Annotated in this window: 15 protein-coding genes and 1 riboswitch; of the genes, 9 read left to right on the top strand and 6 right to left on the bottom strand. The window is 73.4% G+C overall.

All coding sequences use genetic code 11. From position 1 onward, the window contains the following. Nucleotides 1–73: 73 nt before the first annotated feature. Entirely contained in the window at nt 74–1,330 is a 1,257-nt protein-coding gene (locus AAFN69_RS12685; protein ID WP_347728506.1) for an MBL fold metallo-hydrolase, read from the bottom strand. Nucleotides 1,331–1,775: 445 nt separating this feature from the next. Between AAFN69_RS12685 and AAFN69_RS12680 the strand changes: the two genes are divergently transcribed. The 3 genes from AAFN69_RS12680 (at nt 1,776) to AAFN69_RS12670 (ending at nt 4,946) form a co-directional block, all read left to right on the top strand. Beyond that, nucleotides 1,776–2,954 carry a Glu/Leu/Phe/Val dehydrogenase dimerization domain-containing protein gene (locus tag AAFN69_RS12680; RefSeq protein ID WP_347728505.1) on the top strand — a complete coding sequence of 393 codons (1,179 nt, stop codon included), beginning with the start codon at nt 1,776–1,778 and terminating at the stop codon, nt 2,952–2,954. A 354-nt stretch (nt 2,955–3,308) separates the two neighbouring features. After that, a complete protein-coding gene (locus tag AAFN69_RS12675; protein ID WP_347728504.1) occupies nt 3,309–3,929 on the top strand; it encodes a TetR/AcrR family transcriptional regulator in 621 nt (206 codons plus the stop codon). Between the two features lie 114 nt (nt 3,930–4,043). Further along, the gene (locus AAFN69_RS12670) at nt 4,044–4,946 is read left to right on the top strand and encodes a carbohydrate kinase family protein (RefSeq protein ID WP_347728503.1); all 903 of its coding nucleotides are present in this window, start codon (nt 4,044–4,046) and stop codon (nt 4,944–4,946) included. A 70-nt stretch (nt 4,947–5,016) separates the two neighbouring features. On the opposite strand, the gene AAFN69_RS12665 is transcribed toward AAFN69_RS12670, so the two are convergent. Beyond that, a complete protein-coding gene (locus AAFN69_RS12665) occupies nt 5,017–6,081 on the bottom strand; it encodes a DUF6745 domain-containing protein (protein ID WP_347728502.1) in 1,065 nt (354 codons plus the stop codon). Between the two features lie 89 nt (nt 6,082–6,170). Continuing rightward, nucleotides 6,171–6,497: a hypothetical protein gene (locus AAFN69_RS12660; RefSeq protein ID WP_347728501.1), complete on the bottom strand. Its 327-nt coding sequence runs from the start codon at nt 6,495–6,497 to the stop codon at nt 6,171–6,173. A 180-nt stretch (nt 6,498–6,677) separates the two neighbouring features. Here AAFN69_RS12660 and AAFN69_RS12655 point away from each other — a divergent pair, with 180 nt between their 5' ends. Genes AAFN69_RS12655 through AAFN69_RS12635 form a run of 5 tightly spaced genes read left to right on the top strand, consistent with a single transcriptional unit; the run spans nt 6,678 to nt 12,198 of the window. Beyond that, a complete protein-coding gene (locus AAFN69_RS12655; protein WP_347728500.1) occupies nt 6,678–7,628 on the top strand; it encodes an STM4015 family protein in 951 nt (316 codons plus the stop codon). Between the two features lie 4 nt (nt 7,629–7,632). Further along, complete coding sequence (locus AAFN69_RS12650; RefSeq protein WP_347728499.1) at nt 7,633–8,931, top strand: STM4014 family protein; 1,299 nt, start codon at nt 7,633–7,635, stop codon at nt 8,929–8,931. A gap of 59 nt (nt 8,932–8,990) precedes the next feature. Continuing rightward, entirely contained in the window at nt 8,991–9,887 is an 897-nt protein-coding gene (locus AAFN69_RS12645; RefSeq protein ID WP_347728544.1) for an STM4013/SEN3800 family hydrolase, read from the top strand. Then, a complete protein-coding gene (locus tag AAFN69_RS12640) occupies nt 9,884–11,227 on the top strand; it encodes an STM4012 family radical SAM protein (protein WP_347728498.1) in 1,344 nt (447 codons plus the stop codon). The genes AAFN69_RS12645 and AAFN69_RS12640 overlap by 4 nt, the downstream gene beginning before the upstream one ends. A 44-nt stretch (nt 11,228–11,271) precedes the next feature. Next, nucleotides 11,272–12,198, top strand: coding sequence for an STM4011 family radical SAM protein (locus AAFN69_RS12635; protein ID WP_347728543.1), 927 nt, complete (start codon nt 11,272–11,274; stop codon nt 12,196–12,198). Between the two features lie 143 nt (nt 12,199–12,341). Here the strand turns inward: AAFN69_RS12635 and AAFN69_RS12630 are convergent, their stop codons facing one another. Then, complete coding sequence (locus AAFN69_RS12630; protein ID WP_347728497.1) at nt 12,342–13,133, bottom strand: SGNH/GDSL hydrolase family protein; 792 nt, start codon at nt 13,131–13,133, stop codon at nt 12,342–12,344. A gap of 181 nt (nt 13,134–13,314) precedes the next feature. Beyond that, nucleotides 13,315–14,316, bottom strand: a complete 1,002-nt coding sequence (locus AAFN69_RS12625; protein WP_347728495.1) for a LysM peptidoglycan-binding domain-containing M23 family metallopeptidase — start codon at nt 14,314–14,316, stop codon at nt 13,315–13,317. A 4-nt stretch (nt 14,317–14,320) separates the two neighbouring features. Continuing rightward, nucleotides 14,321–14,476, bottom strand: a riboswitch (cyclic di-AMP (ydaO/yuaA leader). Nucleotides 14,477–15,112: 636 nt separating this feature from the next. Between AAFN69_RS12625 and AAFN69_RS12620 the strand changes: the two genes are divergently transcribed. Then, complete coding sequence (locus AAFN69_RS12620) at nt 15,113–15,928, top strand: tyrosine-protein phosphatase (RefSeq protein ID WP_347728494.1); 816 nt, start codon at nt 15,113–15,115, stop codon at nt 15,926–15,928. Nucleotides 15,929–15,961: 33 nt separating this feature from the next. Here the strand turns inward: AAFN69_RS12620 and AAFN69_RS12615 are convergent, their stop codons facing one another. Beyond that, on the bottom strand, nt 15,962–16,144 hold the full coding sequence (locus AAFN69_RS12615) for a DUF6126 family protein (RefSeq protein WP_347728493.1): 183 nt from the start codon (nt 16,142–16,144) through the stop codon (nt 15,962–15,964). Nucleotides 16,145–16,176 lie beyond the last annotated feature (32 nt).

Below are 16,176 nucleotides of genomic sequence, written 5' to 3'. Positions count from 1 at the left end.
GCCGGGTCCGTACGGGCATGACGCCGCGACCCCGGGTCACCGGCGCGGGCCCGGGAGGCCCGGGCCTGAGGGATCAGCCGGCCGGGGCGACCTGGCTGCCGGGGCCGCTGCTCTTGTCCCGGTCGGCGTCGCCCGCGGTGCCCACGGCGTGGGAGACCGCGGCGCCGAGCGGCCTGCCGTGGTCCGGGACGGCGGGCAGACCCTCCGCGGGTGCGCCGGCGAGCGCGCGCCACCAGGGGTCCGCGGGCAGCGGGCCGGCGACGGGCAGGAAGGGCTCCCCGGGCCGCGGCAGGGCGACCCTCGCGCCGGCGCCGGCCGCCGCGGCGACGGTGCCCTCGACCGGCTCGGCCCAGGGGTGCGGCGCGAGATTGAAGGTGCCCCAGTGGATCGGCAGCATGACGCCGGCCGGTTCGCCGCCCTGGAGATCGAGATGGGCGCGCATCCCCTCGGCGGGGGTCATGTGGATGTCGGGCCAGTACTCGCTGTAGGCGCCGATCTGGATCATGGTGGCGTCGAAGGGGCCGTGCTCGGCGCCGATGTCGCGGAAGCCGGGGAAATAGCCGGTGTCCCCGCTGTGGTAGATCCGGTGCCCGGGACCCGCGACCGCCCAGGACGCCCAGAGGGTGTGCTGCTGATTGCGCAGGCCCCGGCCGCAGAAATGCCGGGCCGGGGTGGCGGTGAGCCGGATGCCGGAGACCGTCGCGGTCTCGTTCCAGTCCAGCTCGCGCAGCCGGTCGGGGGAGACGCCCCAGCGCTCCAGATGGGCACCGACGCCGAGGGGCACCGCGAAGACGGTGTCGCCCGCGGCGAGCGCCTTGATGGTGGGGAGGTCGAGATGGTCGTAGTGGTCGTGGGAGATCACGACCACGTCCACCGGCGGCAGGCCGGCGAGCGGGGCGGGTGCGGGGTGGAGCCGCTTCGGTCCGGCGAAGGAGAAGGGGGAGCACCGCCGGCCCCAGACGGGATCGAAGAGCACGCGGCGCCCGTCGATCTCGGCGAGAACCGTGGAATGTCCCATCCAGGTGAGCCGGAGGCCGGCGGCCGGGGGCTCCGCCAGCTCGGCGAGTGTGGTGGGGTGCAGCGGAATCGGGCCGTTGGGGGTCCTGCGGGCCCGGGCCTCCCGCTGGAAGTAGATCTTGGCGAATTCGAGCATGGAGCCGCCGGACGGCCGCGTTCTGGCCCCTACGGGGTTGCGGAAGACCCCGTTCTCGAAATTGGGGGAGTTCCTGATGCGCTCCATGCGCGCTCCGGCGGGATCCGCGCCGAACGCGGCGGATCGCAGGGAGCGCAGCCGGGATCTCAGCGGATGCGGGGAGCCAGCGCCGGTCACGGCACCTCCAGATGTCGGTTCTTCTCATTATGTGCGCGGGTCGCTGGAGCGCGGCCGGAAGATCCGCCACTCGGGAGAGGGTGCCCCCTCCCCGCTCAATCGAACAATTGTCCGCCTATGGGATGGGAAGCCGCTTCCGGCCACACGCGTTCCCACGCGTCAGGCCAACGCGGGACCCGGGCCCCCTGTTCCCGGAGCCGGGACGGCACGGCCGGGGGCGCGTACTGACGATCATGTTGACAAGGGGGTCACCCGCTCCGAATACTGACCGACTGTTCAGTTGTTCGAAACCTTCGGCGCTTCGGTGTCCCGGCGTCTCCGGCGTCCCGGTTGTCCCGGTGCCGAGCGGCCGCGGACCCGCGCTTCCCGTGCCGCCGGTCCGGCGCACGGACGGGTGCCACCGCGCCCGCCCCCTCTGTGATCACTGCTCCGAGGAGACCTCCCGATGACGGCCCCGCTGCTCTCCCTGACCTGGAACGACCATGTCACCGGCCGGCGCGGCCATCTGGTGGTCGACCGGCTGGTGCGCGGGGTTTCCAGCGGCGGGCTCCGCATGCGCGAGGGCTGCACGCTGGACGAGGTGGCGGGGCTGGCACGCGGTATGACCATGAAGGAGGCGCTGCACTACAACCCGGACGGGAGGTATCTGCCGCTCGGCGGCGCCAAGGGCGGTATCGACTGCGACCCCCGGGATCCGCGGGCGTACGGCATCCTCGTCCGCTATCTGCGCGCGATGCGGCCGTACATCGAGTCGATGTGGACCACGGGTGAGGACCTGGGGCTGAGCCAGGACACCGTGGACCGGGCCATGGCGGAGGCGGGACTGGTCTCCTCGGTGCAGGCCGTGTACCCGCTGCTCGACGACGAGCGGGCGGCCCGGCGGCGGCTGGCCGACGCCTTCGCGGTGGAGGTCGACGGCATCGGGCTCGATGAACTCGCGGGCGGCTGCGGAGTGGCGGAATCGGTGCTGACCGCGCTGGACCGCGCGGGTGTCGCGCACGACGGAACCCGGGTCTCCGTGCAGGGGCTGGGCACGATGGGCGGGGCCACCGCGCGGTTCCTCGCCCGCGCCGGACTGCTGATCGTCGCCGTCGCCGACATCAAGGGCACCATCGCCAACCCGGCCGGCCTGGACATCGAGGCGCTGCTGCGGGCGCGCGACGCCCACGGCACCGTCGACCGCGGTGCGCTGCGGCCGGCGGATCTGGAGCTTCCGGACGACGCCTGGCTGTCGGCCGACGCGGAGGTGCTGATACCCGCGGCGGTGTCCTACGCCATCGACACCGGCAACGAGAGCCTGACACCGGCCCGCTGGATAGTCGAGGCGGCCAACATGCCGGTACTGCCCGAGGCCGAGGAACTTCTCGCCAGGCGCGGGGTGACGGTGCTGCCGGACGTGGTGGTGAACTCCGGCACCAACGCCTGGTGGTGGTGGACCCTCTTCGGTGACATCGGGGCCGACCCGGACGAGGCGTTCGCCCATATCCGGCGGTCCATGCGCGATCTGGTGGGCCGGATGCTCACGCGCGCGGAGACGGACGGCACCACCCCCAGGGCGGCGGCCCACGCGATCGTGGCCGACCGGCTGCCCGTGATGGCGGAACGCTTCGGCTGGTACGGCTGATCCCCGGGGCGATCCACCGCCGGCCCGCCGGCCCTTCCGGACGCACGCCGTGCCCGGACAGGTGCCCCGACGGCGCGCGGAGCGGTCCGGCGGTCCGGCCGGGGCCTCCGGTTCCATGGCGGGCCCCGGACAATCCCCCGCTCCGGCGCTCCCGTCACCGCCTTCAACGGCCCTGCCCCGGGCTGCGGACGGAGCCGGGCAGCGGCCCGGAGCGCGGCGCCGGACCGCCCCGGACGGGCGCCCGGCACGGCGGAAGAGGGCATCGCCGAACTTTGGTGCACTCGCCGGCCAGCGATCGGCGCACAGTACACACATCCCGGCCCGCCCCCAAGATCGGCTGTGTAGGGTGAGGCCGTGACCAGAGTCCGGTTGAGCGTGGCAGAGCGCCGTGAGGAACTCCTCGGGGCCGCAGTCGAGCAGATCGAGCTGCATGGTGTGGCGGCGTTCCGCATCGCCGATGTCGCCGCGGCGCTCGGAGTGAGCAACGCTCTGGTCCTCTACCACTTCTCGTCCAAGGAGCAGTTGGTCGGCGCGGCCTTCGCCCATGCCGCCGATGGCGATCTCACCCATCTCCGCAAGCTGCTGAGCCGGCGGACCTCCGCGCTGCGCCGGCTGCGGACCGCGGTGCGCTGGTACGCGCCGACCGGTGCGGCCAAGGGCTGGCGGCTGTGGATCGAGGGCTGGGCGGTCTCGCTGCGGGAGCCGGCGCTGCGCGAGGTGGCGCGCGACCTGGACCAGCAGTGGAAGGCAGCGCTGACGGAGGTCATAGCCGAGGGCGCGGCCCAGGGGGAGTTCCCGTGCGAGGATCCCGCGGGTGCCGCCTGGCGGCTCACCGCCTTCCTCGACGGGCTCGCGGTGCAGATGACGTCGTACGCGGGGTCCCTCTCCCGCGCCGCGATGCTGGAGTGGACCGATGACGCGCTCGCCCGGGAACTCGGCCTGGACCGGGAGAGCCTGCGGGCGGGACTGCGCTGAGGACCCGGCGGCCGGGCGGGGCGCCCCGGAGGCCATCGGCCCGGCGGCGGCCGGGCGGCGGTCGCACCGCGCCGTCCGTCCACGGCGACCGCGGCGGAACGGAGCGAACGGCGAATGACTTCCTCTCCCCTCGATGTGCTGGTCGTCGGCGGCAGTGGGGTGGACACGGTGGTGCGCGTCCCGGCGCTGCCGGTGCCGTCCGCCGACGCGCACCAGGTCGGTCCGATCCGTGAACAGCCCGGGCAGACCGGTGGAAATGTGGCCCTCGGCTGCCGGGCGCTCGGCCTCGATGTCGCCCTGCTCGACCACATCGGCGACGACTGGCCCGGGCGTCTGGTCCGCGAGCGGCTGGCGGCCGGTGGGGTGGCCCTCGAAGCGCTGGTCTCCCCCGCCGGAACCCGGCGGGCCGTCAATCTGGTCGACCCCTCGGGGCGCCGGATGTCCTTCTACGACGGCCGGGACCCGGCGGATCTCCGGATACCGCGCTCCTTCCATCTGCCCCGGCTGCGGCGGGCCCGGCACATCCACCTGTCGATCGTGAACTTCGCCCGCTTTCTCCTCGATGACATCGAGGAGCTGGGCATTCCCGTCTCGACCGATCTCCACGACTGGGACGGAGTGGCCGATCACCACCGGGAGTTCGCGCTCCGCTGCGATGTGGTCTTCCTCAGCGCGGCGGGCGCCGGCGACCGGGTCGCCGAGGTGATGCGGGACATCCTGCGCGAGGGCCGCGCCCGGATCGTGGTGGCGACCGCCGGGGAGGCCGGGTCGCTGCTTCTGACCCGGGACGGCGGCGGCCCGCTTCCCGTCCCCGCTGTCGTGCCGCCCGCCCCGGTGGTGGACTCCAACGGCGCGGGGGACGCGTATGTCTCGGCCTTTCTCCTCGGGCTGCTCACCGGCCACGGCCCCGAGCGGTGCGCACGGCTGGGCTCGGTGGCCGGCGCCCATGCCTGTACGGGTGAGGGGAACACGGCACTGATCGGCCGGGCGGAGCTGCTGGCGGCGGCCCCGTACTGACCCGGGTGGCGTCGCCGGTGCGGCCCGGTCGCACCGGACGGCACGGGCCGGCACCGCCCGCGCCGGGCCGTCAGGTCTGGCGCAGCGGTTCATACGCCTCCGGCCGGAGCCCGAAGGTCCAGGCCACTCCCTCCCTCGCGGTCGAGGTGGTGGGAGGCACCCGCAGCCAGTAGGTGCGGTGGGTGCCGTCCGGCTCCGGGGTGGAATTGACCACCTCGACCATCACCACGTCCTCGTCGTCGGCGAGTGCGATCCGCCAGAGGACACCGGTCTCGTCCTTGTGCACCGGATGCGCGCCGGATTCGGCGAGATAGCGGTCGTAGCCGTAGTACTCCAGCATGACGCGGCGGAGTTCGGCATTCTCCTCGGTGCGTATCCGGGTGGGGGTGAGCGTGGCGAGCCCGTCCAGGAACTCGGGGGGTACCGGCATGCCGCGCCAGGCGTGCAGGGTGAATCCGTCGGCGAAGGCGAGCGCCGGGCCCGATCCGCTGTCCAGTCGGCCGGCTTCGTCACGGTGGAGCTCGACCGGGCGCTCGCAGATCACCACCGCCTTCTCGAACGGCCACCACCAGCCCGCGTGGGCGGCGACCCGGGCGAGCCCCTCGAGCCGCTCGCTCCGTCCGTCGAAGGCGGCGAGCCAGGCCGCGTCGTGCTGGCCGAGCACGGCGTCGAGCAGGACGAGCCGGATCTCGGACCGCTCACCGCTGGGCGCGGGTCCCGGGGAGAGCCGGGGATTGCGCCGCCCCCCGCCGGCCCCCACCGCCGGGGCGGGTTCGGCGAACTCGGCGGTGATGCCGCTTCTGATCCGCTCGGCGAGCGCCCGGGTGTTGTCCCAGAGACGGGCACCGGTGAGACTCCAGAGCTCGGTCCACCCGGCCGGCCCCAATTCGTCGTGGAGGCGCCGCCGCTCCAGGGCCCATGGCCGGGTGCGCACCTCCTCGCGGACCGAGCGCCCCGCGTCCCTCAGGGCCCGGACCTCCGCGGCGCCCGCCCGGGGGGATTCCGCCCAGATGATCCGCTCCGGCTCCGCCAGCCCCGCGCTGCGGTAGGCGAGGCGTACGCCCTCCTCGGCCGCGGTCCGGTCCGCGGGCCCGGTCGCCGCGGCCACGGAACGCCACTTGTCCACCGTGTTCATTTGATTCCCCGTCCTTGGTCACCCGGCTGCGGGCCGGTGCCGCTCTGTTGTCTGTGAGATGTGTCCGAGCGCGGTGCGGGCCGCGCGGGTCAGTCCGCGACGACGCGCACCGCTCCCGGCAGGTACTCGCGCTGGCGCACCACGCGGTACCAGCCCTTGGGCAGGGCTATCGGGGCGTGTTCCTCGTGGACCACCCGGCCGCCCTCGGGCAGATGCAGGATCATCGGGCCGAACGGGCCGGGCTCGCGGACCAGCCGCCCCGGGCCGGTCACCGCGTGGGCGTGTCCGGTGACCTCGCCGAGCGCGAGCACCAACCGCCCCCGTCCGTCCCTCGGTTCGTCCGGCGCGCCGGCGATGTGCGACGGCACGGCCTCCTCCGCCACAGGCGCGATCAGCACGTCTCCCTGCCGGTACATGGCTCTCCCCTCGACCGCCCGGCGCCCACTGCGCCGAACTGGCAACGACGCTAACGGGAGGGTCTGACAACGCCGCCGGACCGCGTTCCGGGCGGACCCGTCACGGGTGTTGTCAGTGGCGCTTGGTACAACTTCTCCTCAACAGCCGATCAACCCTCGCCGGTGTCTGGAGCCCTCGTCATGACCTCGACCCATCTGCAGGAGCTGCACGGCCTGCCCGTGTTCGACTTCCTCGCCGCCGCGCCCGGGGCCGGGCTCCCGGCCGCCTCGTCCGTGGCCTGGCGCGTCGGGCTGGAGGATTCCGAGGGCGAGGAGCGGTGGTCGGATCTGTTCAGCCGCTTCCTCGCGACCGTGGACACCACCGAGGTGCGGGCCCTGGTCATCGGTCTGTGGAATGAGCCGTACGACGAGAGCTCCGAGGCGGTGATCGCCGCCCTGAGCACGGCCCGGGAGCTGTTCCCCCGGCTGCGGGCCGTCTTCCTCGGGGACATCACCTATGAGGAGTGCGAGATCTCCTGGATCATCCAGACGTCGGTCGCTCCGCTGCTGGGGGCCTTCCCCGGGCTGCTGGAATTCGGCGTGCGCGGCGGCACCGGCCTCGCTCTCCCCGCCCTGCGCCATGAGCGGCTGCGCTCCCTGACCATCGAGACGGGCGGCCTGGACAGGCAGGTGGTCCAGGGTGTCGCGGCGAGTGAGCTGCCCGAGCTGGAGCGTCTCGACATCTGGCTCGGCAGCTCGGGGTACGGCGGGGACACCGAGCTCGCCGACCTGGAGCCGATTCTGTCGGGCGGCAGGCTGCCGCGCCTGCTCCATCTGGCGCTGCACAACAGCGAGATCCAGGACGAGATCGCCGTCGCGCTGGCGGGCGCACCCGTGGTCGCGGGGCTGGAAACCCTCGATCTGTCGATGGGCACCCTCGGCGACGAGGGGGCCGAGGCGCTGCTCTCGGGGCAGCCCCTGGACCATCTCAAGCGGCTCGATCTCCACCACCACTTCATCAGCGGCACACTGGCGCACCGGCTGGCGAGCACCCTCGGGGCGGCCGGGGTGGAGGTCGATCTGTCACGGAGCCTGGCCGGCGGCGAGGAGTTCGGCGAGCCCGGCCACCGATACGTCGCCGTGGCGGAGTGATCCGGTGAAGGTGACACTCGCGCCCGGTCCGCGGATCGCCGTCGTCGGCAATCCGGCCAACCGCAGGGTGAGTCTGTTCCGGGAGGCCGCACGGGCCGCCGGGCAGCCGCCCGTGCGGGTGGTGGCATGGACGGATGTGCTGGGCGGACGGGCCCGGTTCCGTCCCGGGGAGTATGTCCGGATCGACTCGCCCGGCGAGGACGCCGAGGTGGAGCGGCTGCTGCGCGGGGTGGACGATCCCGCGCGGGTGGAGGGCACCGCGCGCTGGTACGGCAGGTTCACCGAGGCGGCGCGGGAGGTGGCCGCGGTGGCCGGCGCGGCCGGGGCCGTCATGGTGGACGATCCGGAGGATCTGGCGGTGCTCTTCGACAAGCGGCGCTGCCACGGTGTGCTGCGGGGCGCGGGGGTGGCGGTGGCGGATTCACCGACTTCGGGAGCGGGCGGCCCGGTGGTGGGCGGCTGGGCGGATGTCCGGGAGCTCCAGCGGGCGGGCCGGCTGGGCAGCCGGTTCTTCGTCAAGCTCGCGCACGGGTCCTCGGCCTCGGGTGTGCTGGCCGTGGAGACCGCGGGCGGCGGGAGGGTGCAGGCGACCACCTCGGTGGAGCGGGACACCGGGGGGCGGCTCTTCAATTCGCTGCGGGTGCGCTGTTACCGCACCGAGCGGGAGGTGGCCGAGGTGGTGGACGCGCTCGCTCCGGACGGGCTGCACATCGAGCGGTGGCTGCCGAAGGCCACCCAGGGCGGGCGGACCGCCGATCTGCGGGTGGTGGTGGTCGCCGGCCGGGCCACCCATGCGGTGGTCAGGACCGGCACCTCCCCGATGACCAATCTTCATCTCGGCGGCGCCCGGGGCGATCTGGCGGCGGCACGGTGCGCGGTGGAGGCCGCGGGCGGCAGCTGGGCGGGGATGCTGGGGCTCGCCGAGCGGGCCGCGGCCCGCTTCCCCGGATCGCTGCGGGTGGGGGTGGATCTGCTGCCCGCCACCGGCTGGCGGCGGTTCGCCGTCGGGGAGGTGAACGCCTTCGGGGATCTGCTGCCCGGGCTCACCGGTCTGCCGGGCGGCGGCGCCGAGGGTCGGGACACCTATGCGGCCCAGATCGCCGCGGTGCGGCGGCGCGCCGCCGGGGTCGGGGCCGAAGCCGCCGCGGCCGGCGCGGACCAGGGCGTCACCACCGCGCCCGCCGGCCCGCGCGCGGCGGGCCGGCCCGGTCCCGTCACGACGGCTGTCCCGGGCGCGTCCGCCGCCACCGGCGTCACGGCGGAGCCGGCCGGGGCGCCGGCCATGACGGGAGTGCCGGCATGAGCGCGGTCACGGGAGCGGGCACGGGCCCCGTCGCTCCGGCGGGGGCCGGCGCACCGGACATGAACGAGGTGGTGGGCCGGGACGATCTGCTGCTGGTCACCCTGGACACCCTCCGCCACGACGTCGCCGCCGAGCTGGCGGCGGCGGGCCGGATTCCCCGGCTGGCCGGCCGGCTGCCCGGGGGCGGCTGGGAGGAGCGGCATGCGCCGGGAAGCTTCACCTACGCCTCGCACCAGGCGATGTTCGCCGGCTTCCTGCCGACACCGGTCACCCCGGGGCCGCATCCCCGGCTCTTCGCCGCCCGGTTCGCCGGGAGTGAGACGACCGCGGGCGGTACCCATGTCTTCGACACCCCCGACCTGGTGTCGGGGCTGGCCGCGGCCGGATACCGCACGGTCTGCATCGGCGGGGTCGGATTCTTCAACAAACGGGGGCCGCTCGGCTCCGTGCTGCCGGGGATGTTCCAGGAGAGCCACTGGGAGCCGGAGTTCGGTGTCACCTCCCCCGTCTCCTTCGAGGCACAGGTGGACCGGGCCGAGCGGGTGATCGCCGCGCTGCCGCGGGAGCGGCGGCTCTTCCTCTTCGTCAATGTGGCGTCGCTGCACCAGCCCAATTGGTTCCATCTGCCCGGTGCGACCGGCGATGCCGGGGACACCCGGGAGACTCACGCCGCCGCGCTGGAGTACGTCGACCGGCACATCGAGCGGCTCTTCACCGCGATGCGCAGCCGGCGGCGGTGCTTCGCGATCGTCTGCTCGGACCACGGCACGGCGTACGGGGACGACGGTTACACCGGTCACCGCATCGGCCACCCGGCCGTGTGGACCGTGCCGTACGCGCAGTTCTTCCTCGATCCCGGCGAGCCCCGCACCCCGGAGACCGCACCGGACCCGGCGGGGGCCCCGGGCGGTCCCGATGCCCTTCCGCACCCCGAGCGCCATGAGACGGACAGATGAGCACGACAACAGACCAGCGGATCCGCCCGTATCAGAGCTATGTCTACGCCTATCCGCACAAGACGGCCTACCGCGCGCTGCCCGACCGGCCCGCGCTGAGCGGGCTCTGGGCCGCGGAGGGCCGCAAGGACGCGCTCTCGCTCTATGTCCACATTCCCTTCTGCGACATCCGCTGCGGCTTCTGCAATCTCTTCACCCGGATCGGCGCCCCGGACGAGCTGGCCACCCGCTATCTCGACGCGCTCGACCGGCAGGCCGCCCAGGTGCGCGAGGCGCTCGGGGACAGCGCACCGGTGCGCTTCACCACGGCGGCGTTCGGCGGGGGCACTCCGACCTTCCTCAGCCCCGGGGAGCTGGAACGGCTCGGTGACATCGCGGAGAAGCGGATGGGGGTGGATCTCACCGCGGTCCCGCTCTCGGTGGAGACCTCGCCGGCCACCGCCACCGAGGACCGGCTCGCCGTGCTGGCCGGCCGGGGGGCCACCCGGATCAGCATCGGGGTGCAGAGCTTCCTGGACGCGGAGGCACGGGCCGCCGCGCGCCCGCAGCGCCGGGCCGATGTGGAGGCGGCGCTCGCCCGGATCCGGGCCGCGCGGATTCCCGTCCTCAATATCGATCTGATCTACGGCATAGCCGGCCAGACCTCCGTGACCTGGCGTCACTCCCTGGATGCCGCGCTGGCCTGGGAGCCGGAGGAGCTCTATCTCTATCCGCTGTATGTCCGGCCCGGGACCGGTCTCGGCCGGCGCGAGCCGGTCGGGGAGCGGGAGTGGGACGCCCAGCGGCTGCGGCTCTACCGGGAGGGCAGGGACCATCTCCGCGCCCAGGGGTACGAGCAGGTCTCCATGCGGATGTTCCGGCGGGCCGGCGCCCCTCCCCGGGGGCCGGACGACTACGCCTGCCAGACCGACGGAATGATCGGTCTCGGCTGCGGTGCCCGCTCCTACACCGCCGATCTGCACTACTCCTTCGACTACGCCGTGGAGACGACCGCGGTCCGGGGCATCATCGACGAGTACATCGCCACCCGGGATTTCAGCCGCGCCGAGGTGGGCCATGCGATGGACGAGGATGAGCGGCGCCGCCGCCATCTGCTCCAGTCGCTGCTCCAGGCAGGGGGGATGGAGACCGCCGCGTACCGCGCCCGGTTCGGCGGCGATCCCGGGGAGGATTTCGGTGCCGAGCTGGAGCTGTTCGCCGCCCGGGGCTGGCTCGACCCGGCGGCGGGGCCGGGGCTGCTGAGGCTGAGCGAGGAGGGTCTGGCCCACTCGGACGCACTGGGCCCCGAGCTCTTCTCCGCCCGCGTCCGGGCGAAAATGGCCGAATACGAGTCGAAGTGAGCGGCCCGGCGGCCGGGCCCGGCGAGGGCGCACCGGAAGGCCCGCTGGAGCTGACGCTGCTCTACCGGGGTCCGCTGGCCTCCTGTGACCACGACTGCCCCTACTGTCCCTTCGCCAAGCGGCGGGATCCTCCGGCGGTGCTCCGTGCCGACCGGGCCGCGCTGGAGCGCTTCACCGGCTGGGTGGCCGAGCGGCCGGGCGACCGGCTCTCCGTGCTCTTCACCCCCTGGGGCGAGGGGCTGGTCCGCTCCTGGTATCGCCGGGCGATGGTGGAGCTGTCCCGGCTGCCGCAGGTGCGCCGGGTGGCGATCCAGACCAATCTCAGCTGCCGTACGGAGTGGCTGGCGGAGGCCGATCCGGAGACTCTGGCGCTCTGGTGCACCTACCACCCGGGCGAGACGCCGTACGAGCGCTTCCTCGGCAGCTGCCGCGAGCTGGCGGCCCGGGGCATCCGCTTCAGTGTCGGCGTGGTCGGACTGCCCGGCCATCTGGAACCGGCCCGCAGGCTCCGCGCCGATCTCCCCGAGGAGGTCTATCTCTGGGTGAACGCCGCGGAGGGGACGGGCTACACGGACGCCGAGGCCGCCGAGTGGACGGCGCTGGATCCGCTCTTCCCGTACAGCCGTGATCCGCACCGGTCGGCCGGGCTGCCCTGCCGGACCGGGCAGTCGGTGCTCTCGGTGGACGGGGACGGCACGGTCCGCCGCTGCCACTTCGTCCGGGAGGAGCTGGGGAATCTGTACGACGGCTCCTATCGGCGGGCACTGCGGCCCCGGGCCTGTCCGCTCGCGGTCTGCGACTGCCATATCGGCTATGTCCATCTGGAGTCGCTGCCGCTGTACGACGTCTTCGCGGGCGGGGTGCTGGAGCGCATACCGGCAGGGGGGCGGCCGGTTGGGCCGGTGGAGCTCACCCTGCTCCCGCCGGGCGGCGGAGGCGGCCGGCCCGGGCGGATGACACCGCCGGTGTGACTCCGCCGGCGGGCCGGAGCCGGGCGCCCGGCCCGGCGCGAGGCCGGCAGACACGAGGCCGGCCGGCGCGAGGCCCCGCACCCGGCCGGGCCCCGAGGGCCGGCCGTCGGCCGCTCCGCCGTGCCGCCGGTGGCGGTCCGGGCTCAGAGAGGCAGCAGGTCCGGGCGCTTGGCCGCGATGTGGTCGCCGGAGCTCTCACCGCGCAGCCGCCGGCCGATCCAGGGGACCAGATGTTCCCGCGCCCAGTGGATGTCGTCGCGCCGGCCCTCCAGCGTGCCGCGCGGCGGAAGCGGCGGCCACGGCTGGTCGGGGTCGGCCGGCACCTCCAGCCCCAGCACCTGTGCCGCGCGCAGCGCGACCCGGGTGTGACCCTCGGCCGAGAGATGGAGCCGGTCGCCGTCCCAGGCGCGGCGGTCCTGCACCGACTTGAGCGACCACAGGTCCAGTACGGGGCAGTCGTAGCGGTCCGCGATGGACCGCACATGTGCCGTGTACATCGCGATCTTGCCGCGCAGATGGCGCAGCACCGGCACGCCCCGGGTGTCGAAGCCGGTGGTCACCATCACCGTGCCGACGGCATTGGTGAGGTCCGCCACCGCGCGCTCGAAGCGCTCGGCCACATCGTCGGGGTCGCTGCCCGGCCGGATGATGTCATTGCCGCCGGCGCAGAACGACACCAGATCCGGGGCGAGTTCCCTCGCGCGCGGAACCTGCTCCGCGACGATCTGGTCGAGGAGCCGTCCGCGCACCGCGAGATTGGCGTACCGGAACGTGTGTTCCGGCCGGCGGTCGGCCAGCAGAACCGCGAAACGGTCCGCCCAGCCGACATGGGTTCCACCGGGTCCCGGGTCTCCCACGCCCTCGGTGAAGCTGTCACCGATAGCCGCGTACGACCCGATTCCGCCCTCTGTCTCTGTTCTCGAATCGTCTGCCACAAGAACTCATCTTGTCCTTACAGATGTGACCTACGCGACCGTAAGGAGGGGTTGACGGCGGGTGATCTATCCCACCGGTGATTTTCGGCCCACCCGGGAATACTCGTGGGTGAAGACCGATCCCCCCGTACCGGCGGGGGTACGGGGGGATCGGCGGAAGGCGCGGTGGACGCCCGTGGCGTCAGAGGGAGACGCCGTGCCCGCGGAGGTAGGCCAGCGGGTCGATGTCCGTGCCGTAGCCGGAGCCGGTGCGGATCTCGAAGTGCAGGTGCGGACCGCTGGAGTTGCCGGTGGAGCCGGCGAGACCGATCTCCTGGCCGCCGCTCACGCTCTGGCCGGCCGAGACGGCGAGGGAGGAGAGGTGGGCGTACTGCGAGTACTTGCCGTCGGTGTGCTGGATGACGACCTCGTTGCCGTACGCGCCGGACCAGCCGGCCGAGACCACGGTGCCGGGGCCGACGGACTTCACGCTGGTGCCGGTGGGCACGGCGAAGTCGATGCCGGTGTGGTAGCCGCTGGACCACATGGCGCCGGAGACGCGGTAGGAGGTGGTGACGCCGGCACCGGCGATCGGGGCGGTGTAACCGGAGGCGGGGGCGGCGGGCTCCGGCTCGGCCGGGGCCTCGGCGGCGGGCTCCGGAGCGGGAGCCTCCGTGACGGGGTCGGCGGCCGGGGCGGAGGTCTCCCGGGCGGCGGCGGGGGCGGCCGGGGCGGCGGGCTTCTCGTTGGCACCGGCGTTGCGAGAGGCGTCCCGCGAGCCGTCGCGCGAGGAGCGCTCCGCGTCCGGGGTGCCGGCCGCGGCGGCGGAGCCGATGCTCAGCTCGAGGCCGGGGTGGATCAGGGAGGGGTTCCCGCCGACGGCGGCACGGTTGTCCTGGTAGAGCTGCTTCCAGCCACCGGTGACGCCGTGGTCCTCGGCTATGCCCGAGAGATGGTCGCCGGCGACGACCCGGTAGGTGCCCGCCTCGGACTTCCCCGCCGGGGCGGCGGCCGGGGAGCGCTGCTCCGCGACGGCCGCGGCGGGGGCGGTGACAGCGGCCGGGGCGGCGGCCGGCTCGGCGGCCTGTGCGCCGGTCGCGCCGAGAAGCGGAAGCGCGATGGCGGCGCCGCCGGTGCTCGCGACGACGAGGCCGCGGGTGATGGTGCCGGCCTTGGGACGGCGGTGCTTACCCTTTGCGGGCATGGGGTTTTCCTCTCCGGCGCCTGCGAGGTGAGCTGTCGGGTTCGGGCTGGAGATGCCCGGCCGTGCGGCTGCACGACTTCACCCCGAGCCGTCCGGTTGCCCGGCCGACGTACTACCTGGGTCCCCCGCTCCTGCCACGCGTGGATGTCGGTTGGGAATCCGGGGCGGCGGCAGGATGAGGCGGTCCGCCCGGAATTTCCGTGACCGTAGACGAGCGGAGAGGACCGGAACAAGCCGCTCCGCTTCCACTTCCGCCTTCCCCATGATCACCGTGGGGCATCCGCGGTCACTCTCCGTCGAGACCGCGGCGCCAACTCCCCGACCGGCATCGCGATTGCCCCGCCCCGCGACACCCCGTCGCCGCCACACACCGTCACCACTATGATCCTGCTCACGAGCACCGCCCCAAACCCCTTGCAGATGGGGCGCGTTATGCGCAATCCACCAAAGCGCCCATAAATCACAAATGCCTCATTCAGGTGGTGCCGGATCCAGTGACGGGCGGCCCGGCCCGGCACGATCCGGAGGAGTGCGGGCAGAGCGCCGAGGAAGTACGGACTCCTGATCCCGCACCCACGCGCACGGCAGCGCGGCGCGCGCGTGAACGGCGGGGAGTGTGCCGCGAGTGCCGTCGCATGCGCCCCGGGTGTGCCATATCGCCGCAATGCTCCCGTGACACCACGGCAACGCTTCCTCACGCGAAAAGAAAATGATTGCCCGAGGAATCAATGTCGTATCGTCGAGAAAACGCCATGTCGGCGAGGAGCGCCGACGGCAGCGACCCTCAGGAGACTCCGTGACGCAGCAGCTGCCGCAGGTTCCGTCGACCGAGCCCGAGCTGGCCGGGGTCCGCAACTTCCGCGATGTGGGCGGGCTGCCGGCGGTGGACGGCCGGCAGGTGCGGTACGGACGGCTCTTCCGCAGCGGTCATCTGGCCCATGCGACGGAGAGTGACGCGTCGTTCCTGGGCACGCTGGGTCTCCACACCATCTTCGACTTCCGCAACTCCGCCGATCTGGTGCTGGAGGGGCCCGATGTCGAGCTGCCCGGCGTGCGCAATGTGAACATACCGCTGAGCGACCCGGCCGACGGCGCGGAGTTCTGGGAGCTGGTCCGGGCGGGGAATCTGGCGCAGCTGCGGGCGGTCCTGGCGGATGGCCAGGGCGCGGCGCGGATGACCGAGTCGTACCGGTCGATCATCGCCGAGCGGACCGCCGAGCACAGCCGGGTCCTGCACGCGCTCGCCGAGGACAGCGTCCCGGCGCTGATGCACTGCGCGGCGGGCAAGGACCGCGCGGGGCTCTCCATAGCCGTGTCCCTGCTCGCCGTCGGGGTGGAGCGGGACGCCATCGAGGCGGACTATCTGAAGTCGAACGACCCGCACCGCCGCTATCTGGTGCGCCGCACGGACAGCAGCCGTACGGGGATGTCGCCGGAGGTCATGGAGCTGCTCGGCCCGCTCTTCGACGCGCGGGCGGAGTATCTGCGGGCGGCGTTCGACATGATCGGGCAGACCTGGGGAACCACCGAGCGCTATCTGGCGCAGGGGCTCGGGATCAGCCCCGAGACGCGCGAGCGGCTGCGGGAGCGGCTGCTGGACGCCTCCGCCTGATCCCCGGCGCGCGGCGGGCCGGGGCGGCCGGGATCACTTGGCGCCGACCTCGAAGAGCAGATAGAGGAATCCCGCGAAGACATGGCCCGCGATCAGATAGGCGAAGAGCCGGATGATCGCGCCGCGGGGGAACTTCGACTCGTGGGTGTCGGGCTGCTGCCCGGCCGCGCCGGGGATGTTCTCGGGGACGGGGGCGGCGGCGGTGTTCTCGGTCATGACGGTCCTCGCTTCATTCCGGTCGTTCCGGG

This window comes from Streptomyces sp. CAU 1734 (assembly GCF_039888735.1).
Classification (GTDB): domain Bacteria; phylum Actinomycetota; class Actinomycetes; order Streptomycetales; family Streptomycetaceae; genus Streptomyces.
Note: the sequence above shows the minus strand (reverse complement) of the source record. Positions and strands in the feature narration are given on the sequence as shown.

Excerpts from the sequence above, each read along its gene's own strand:
- AAFN69_RS12680 (WP_347728505.1), top strand. The coding sequence starts at position 1,776 with ATGACGGCCCCGCTGCTCTCCCTGACCTGGAACGACCATGTCACCGGC.
- AAFN69_RS12670 (WP_347728503.1), top strand. The coding sequence starts at position 4,044 with ATGACTTCCTCTCCCCTCGATGTGCTGGTCGTCGGCGGCAGTGGGGTG.
- AAFN69_RS12665 (WP_347728502.1), bottom strand. The coding sequence starts at position 6,081 with ATGAACACGGTGGACAAGTGGCGTTCCGTGGCCGCGGCGACCGGGCCC.
- AAFN69_RS12660 (WP_347728501.1), bottom strand. The coding sequence starts at position 6,497 with ATGTACCGGCAGGGAGACGTGCTGATCGCGCCTGTGGCGGAGGAGGCC.
- AAFN69_RS12655 (WP_347728500.1), top strand. The coding sequence starts at position 6,678 with ATGACCTCGACCCATCTGCAGGAGCTGCACGGCCTGCCCGTGTTCGAC.
- AAFN69_RS12645 (WP_347728544.1), top strand. The coding sequence starts at position 8,991 with ATGAACGAGGTGGTGGGCCGGGACGATCTGCTGCTGGTCACCCTGGAC.
- AAFN69_RS12640 (WP_347728498.1), top strand. The coding sequence starts at position 9,884 with ATGAGCACGACAACAGACCAGCGGATCCGCCCGTATCAGAGCTATGTC.
- AAFN69_RS12625 (WP_347728495.1), bottom strand. The coding sequence starts at position 14,316 with ATGCCCGCAAAGGGTAAGCACCGCCGTCCCAAGGCCGGCACCATCACC.
- AAFN69_RS12615 (WP_347728493.1), bottom strand. The coding sequence starts at position 16,144 with ATGACCGAGAACACCGCCGCCGCCCCCGTCCCCGAGAACATCCCCGGC.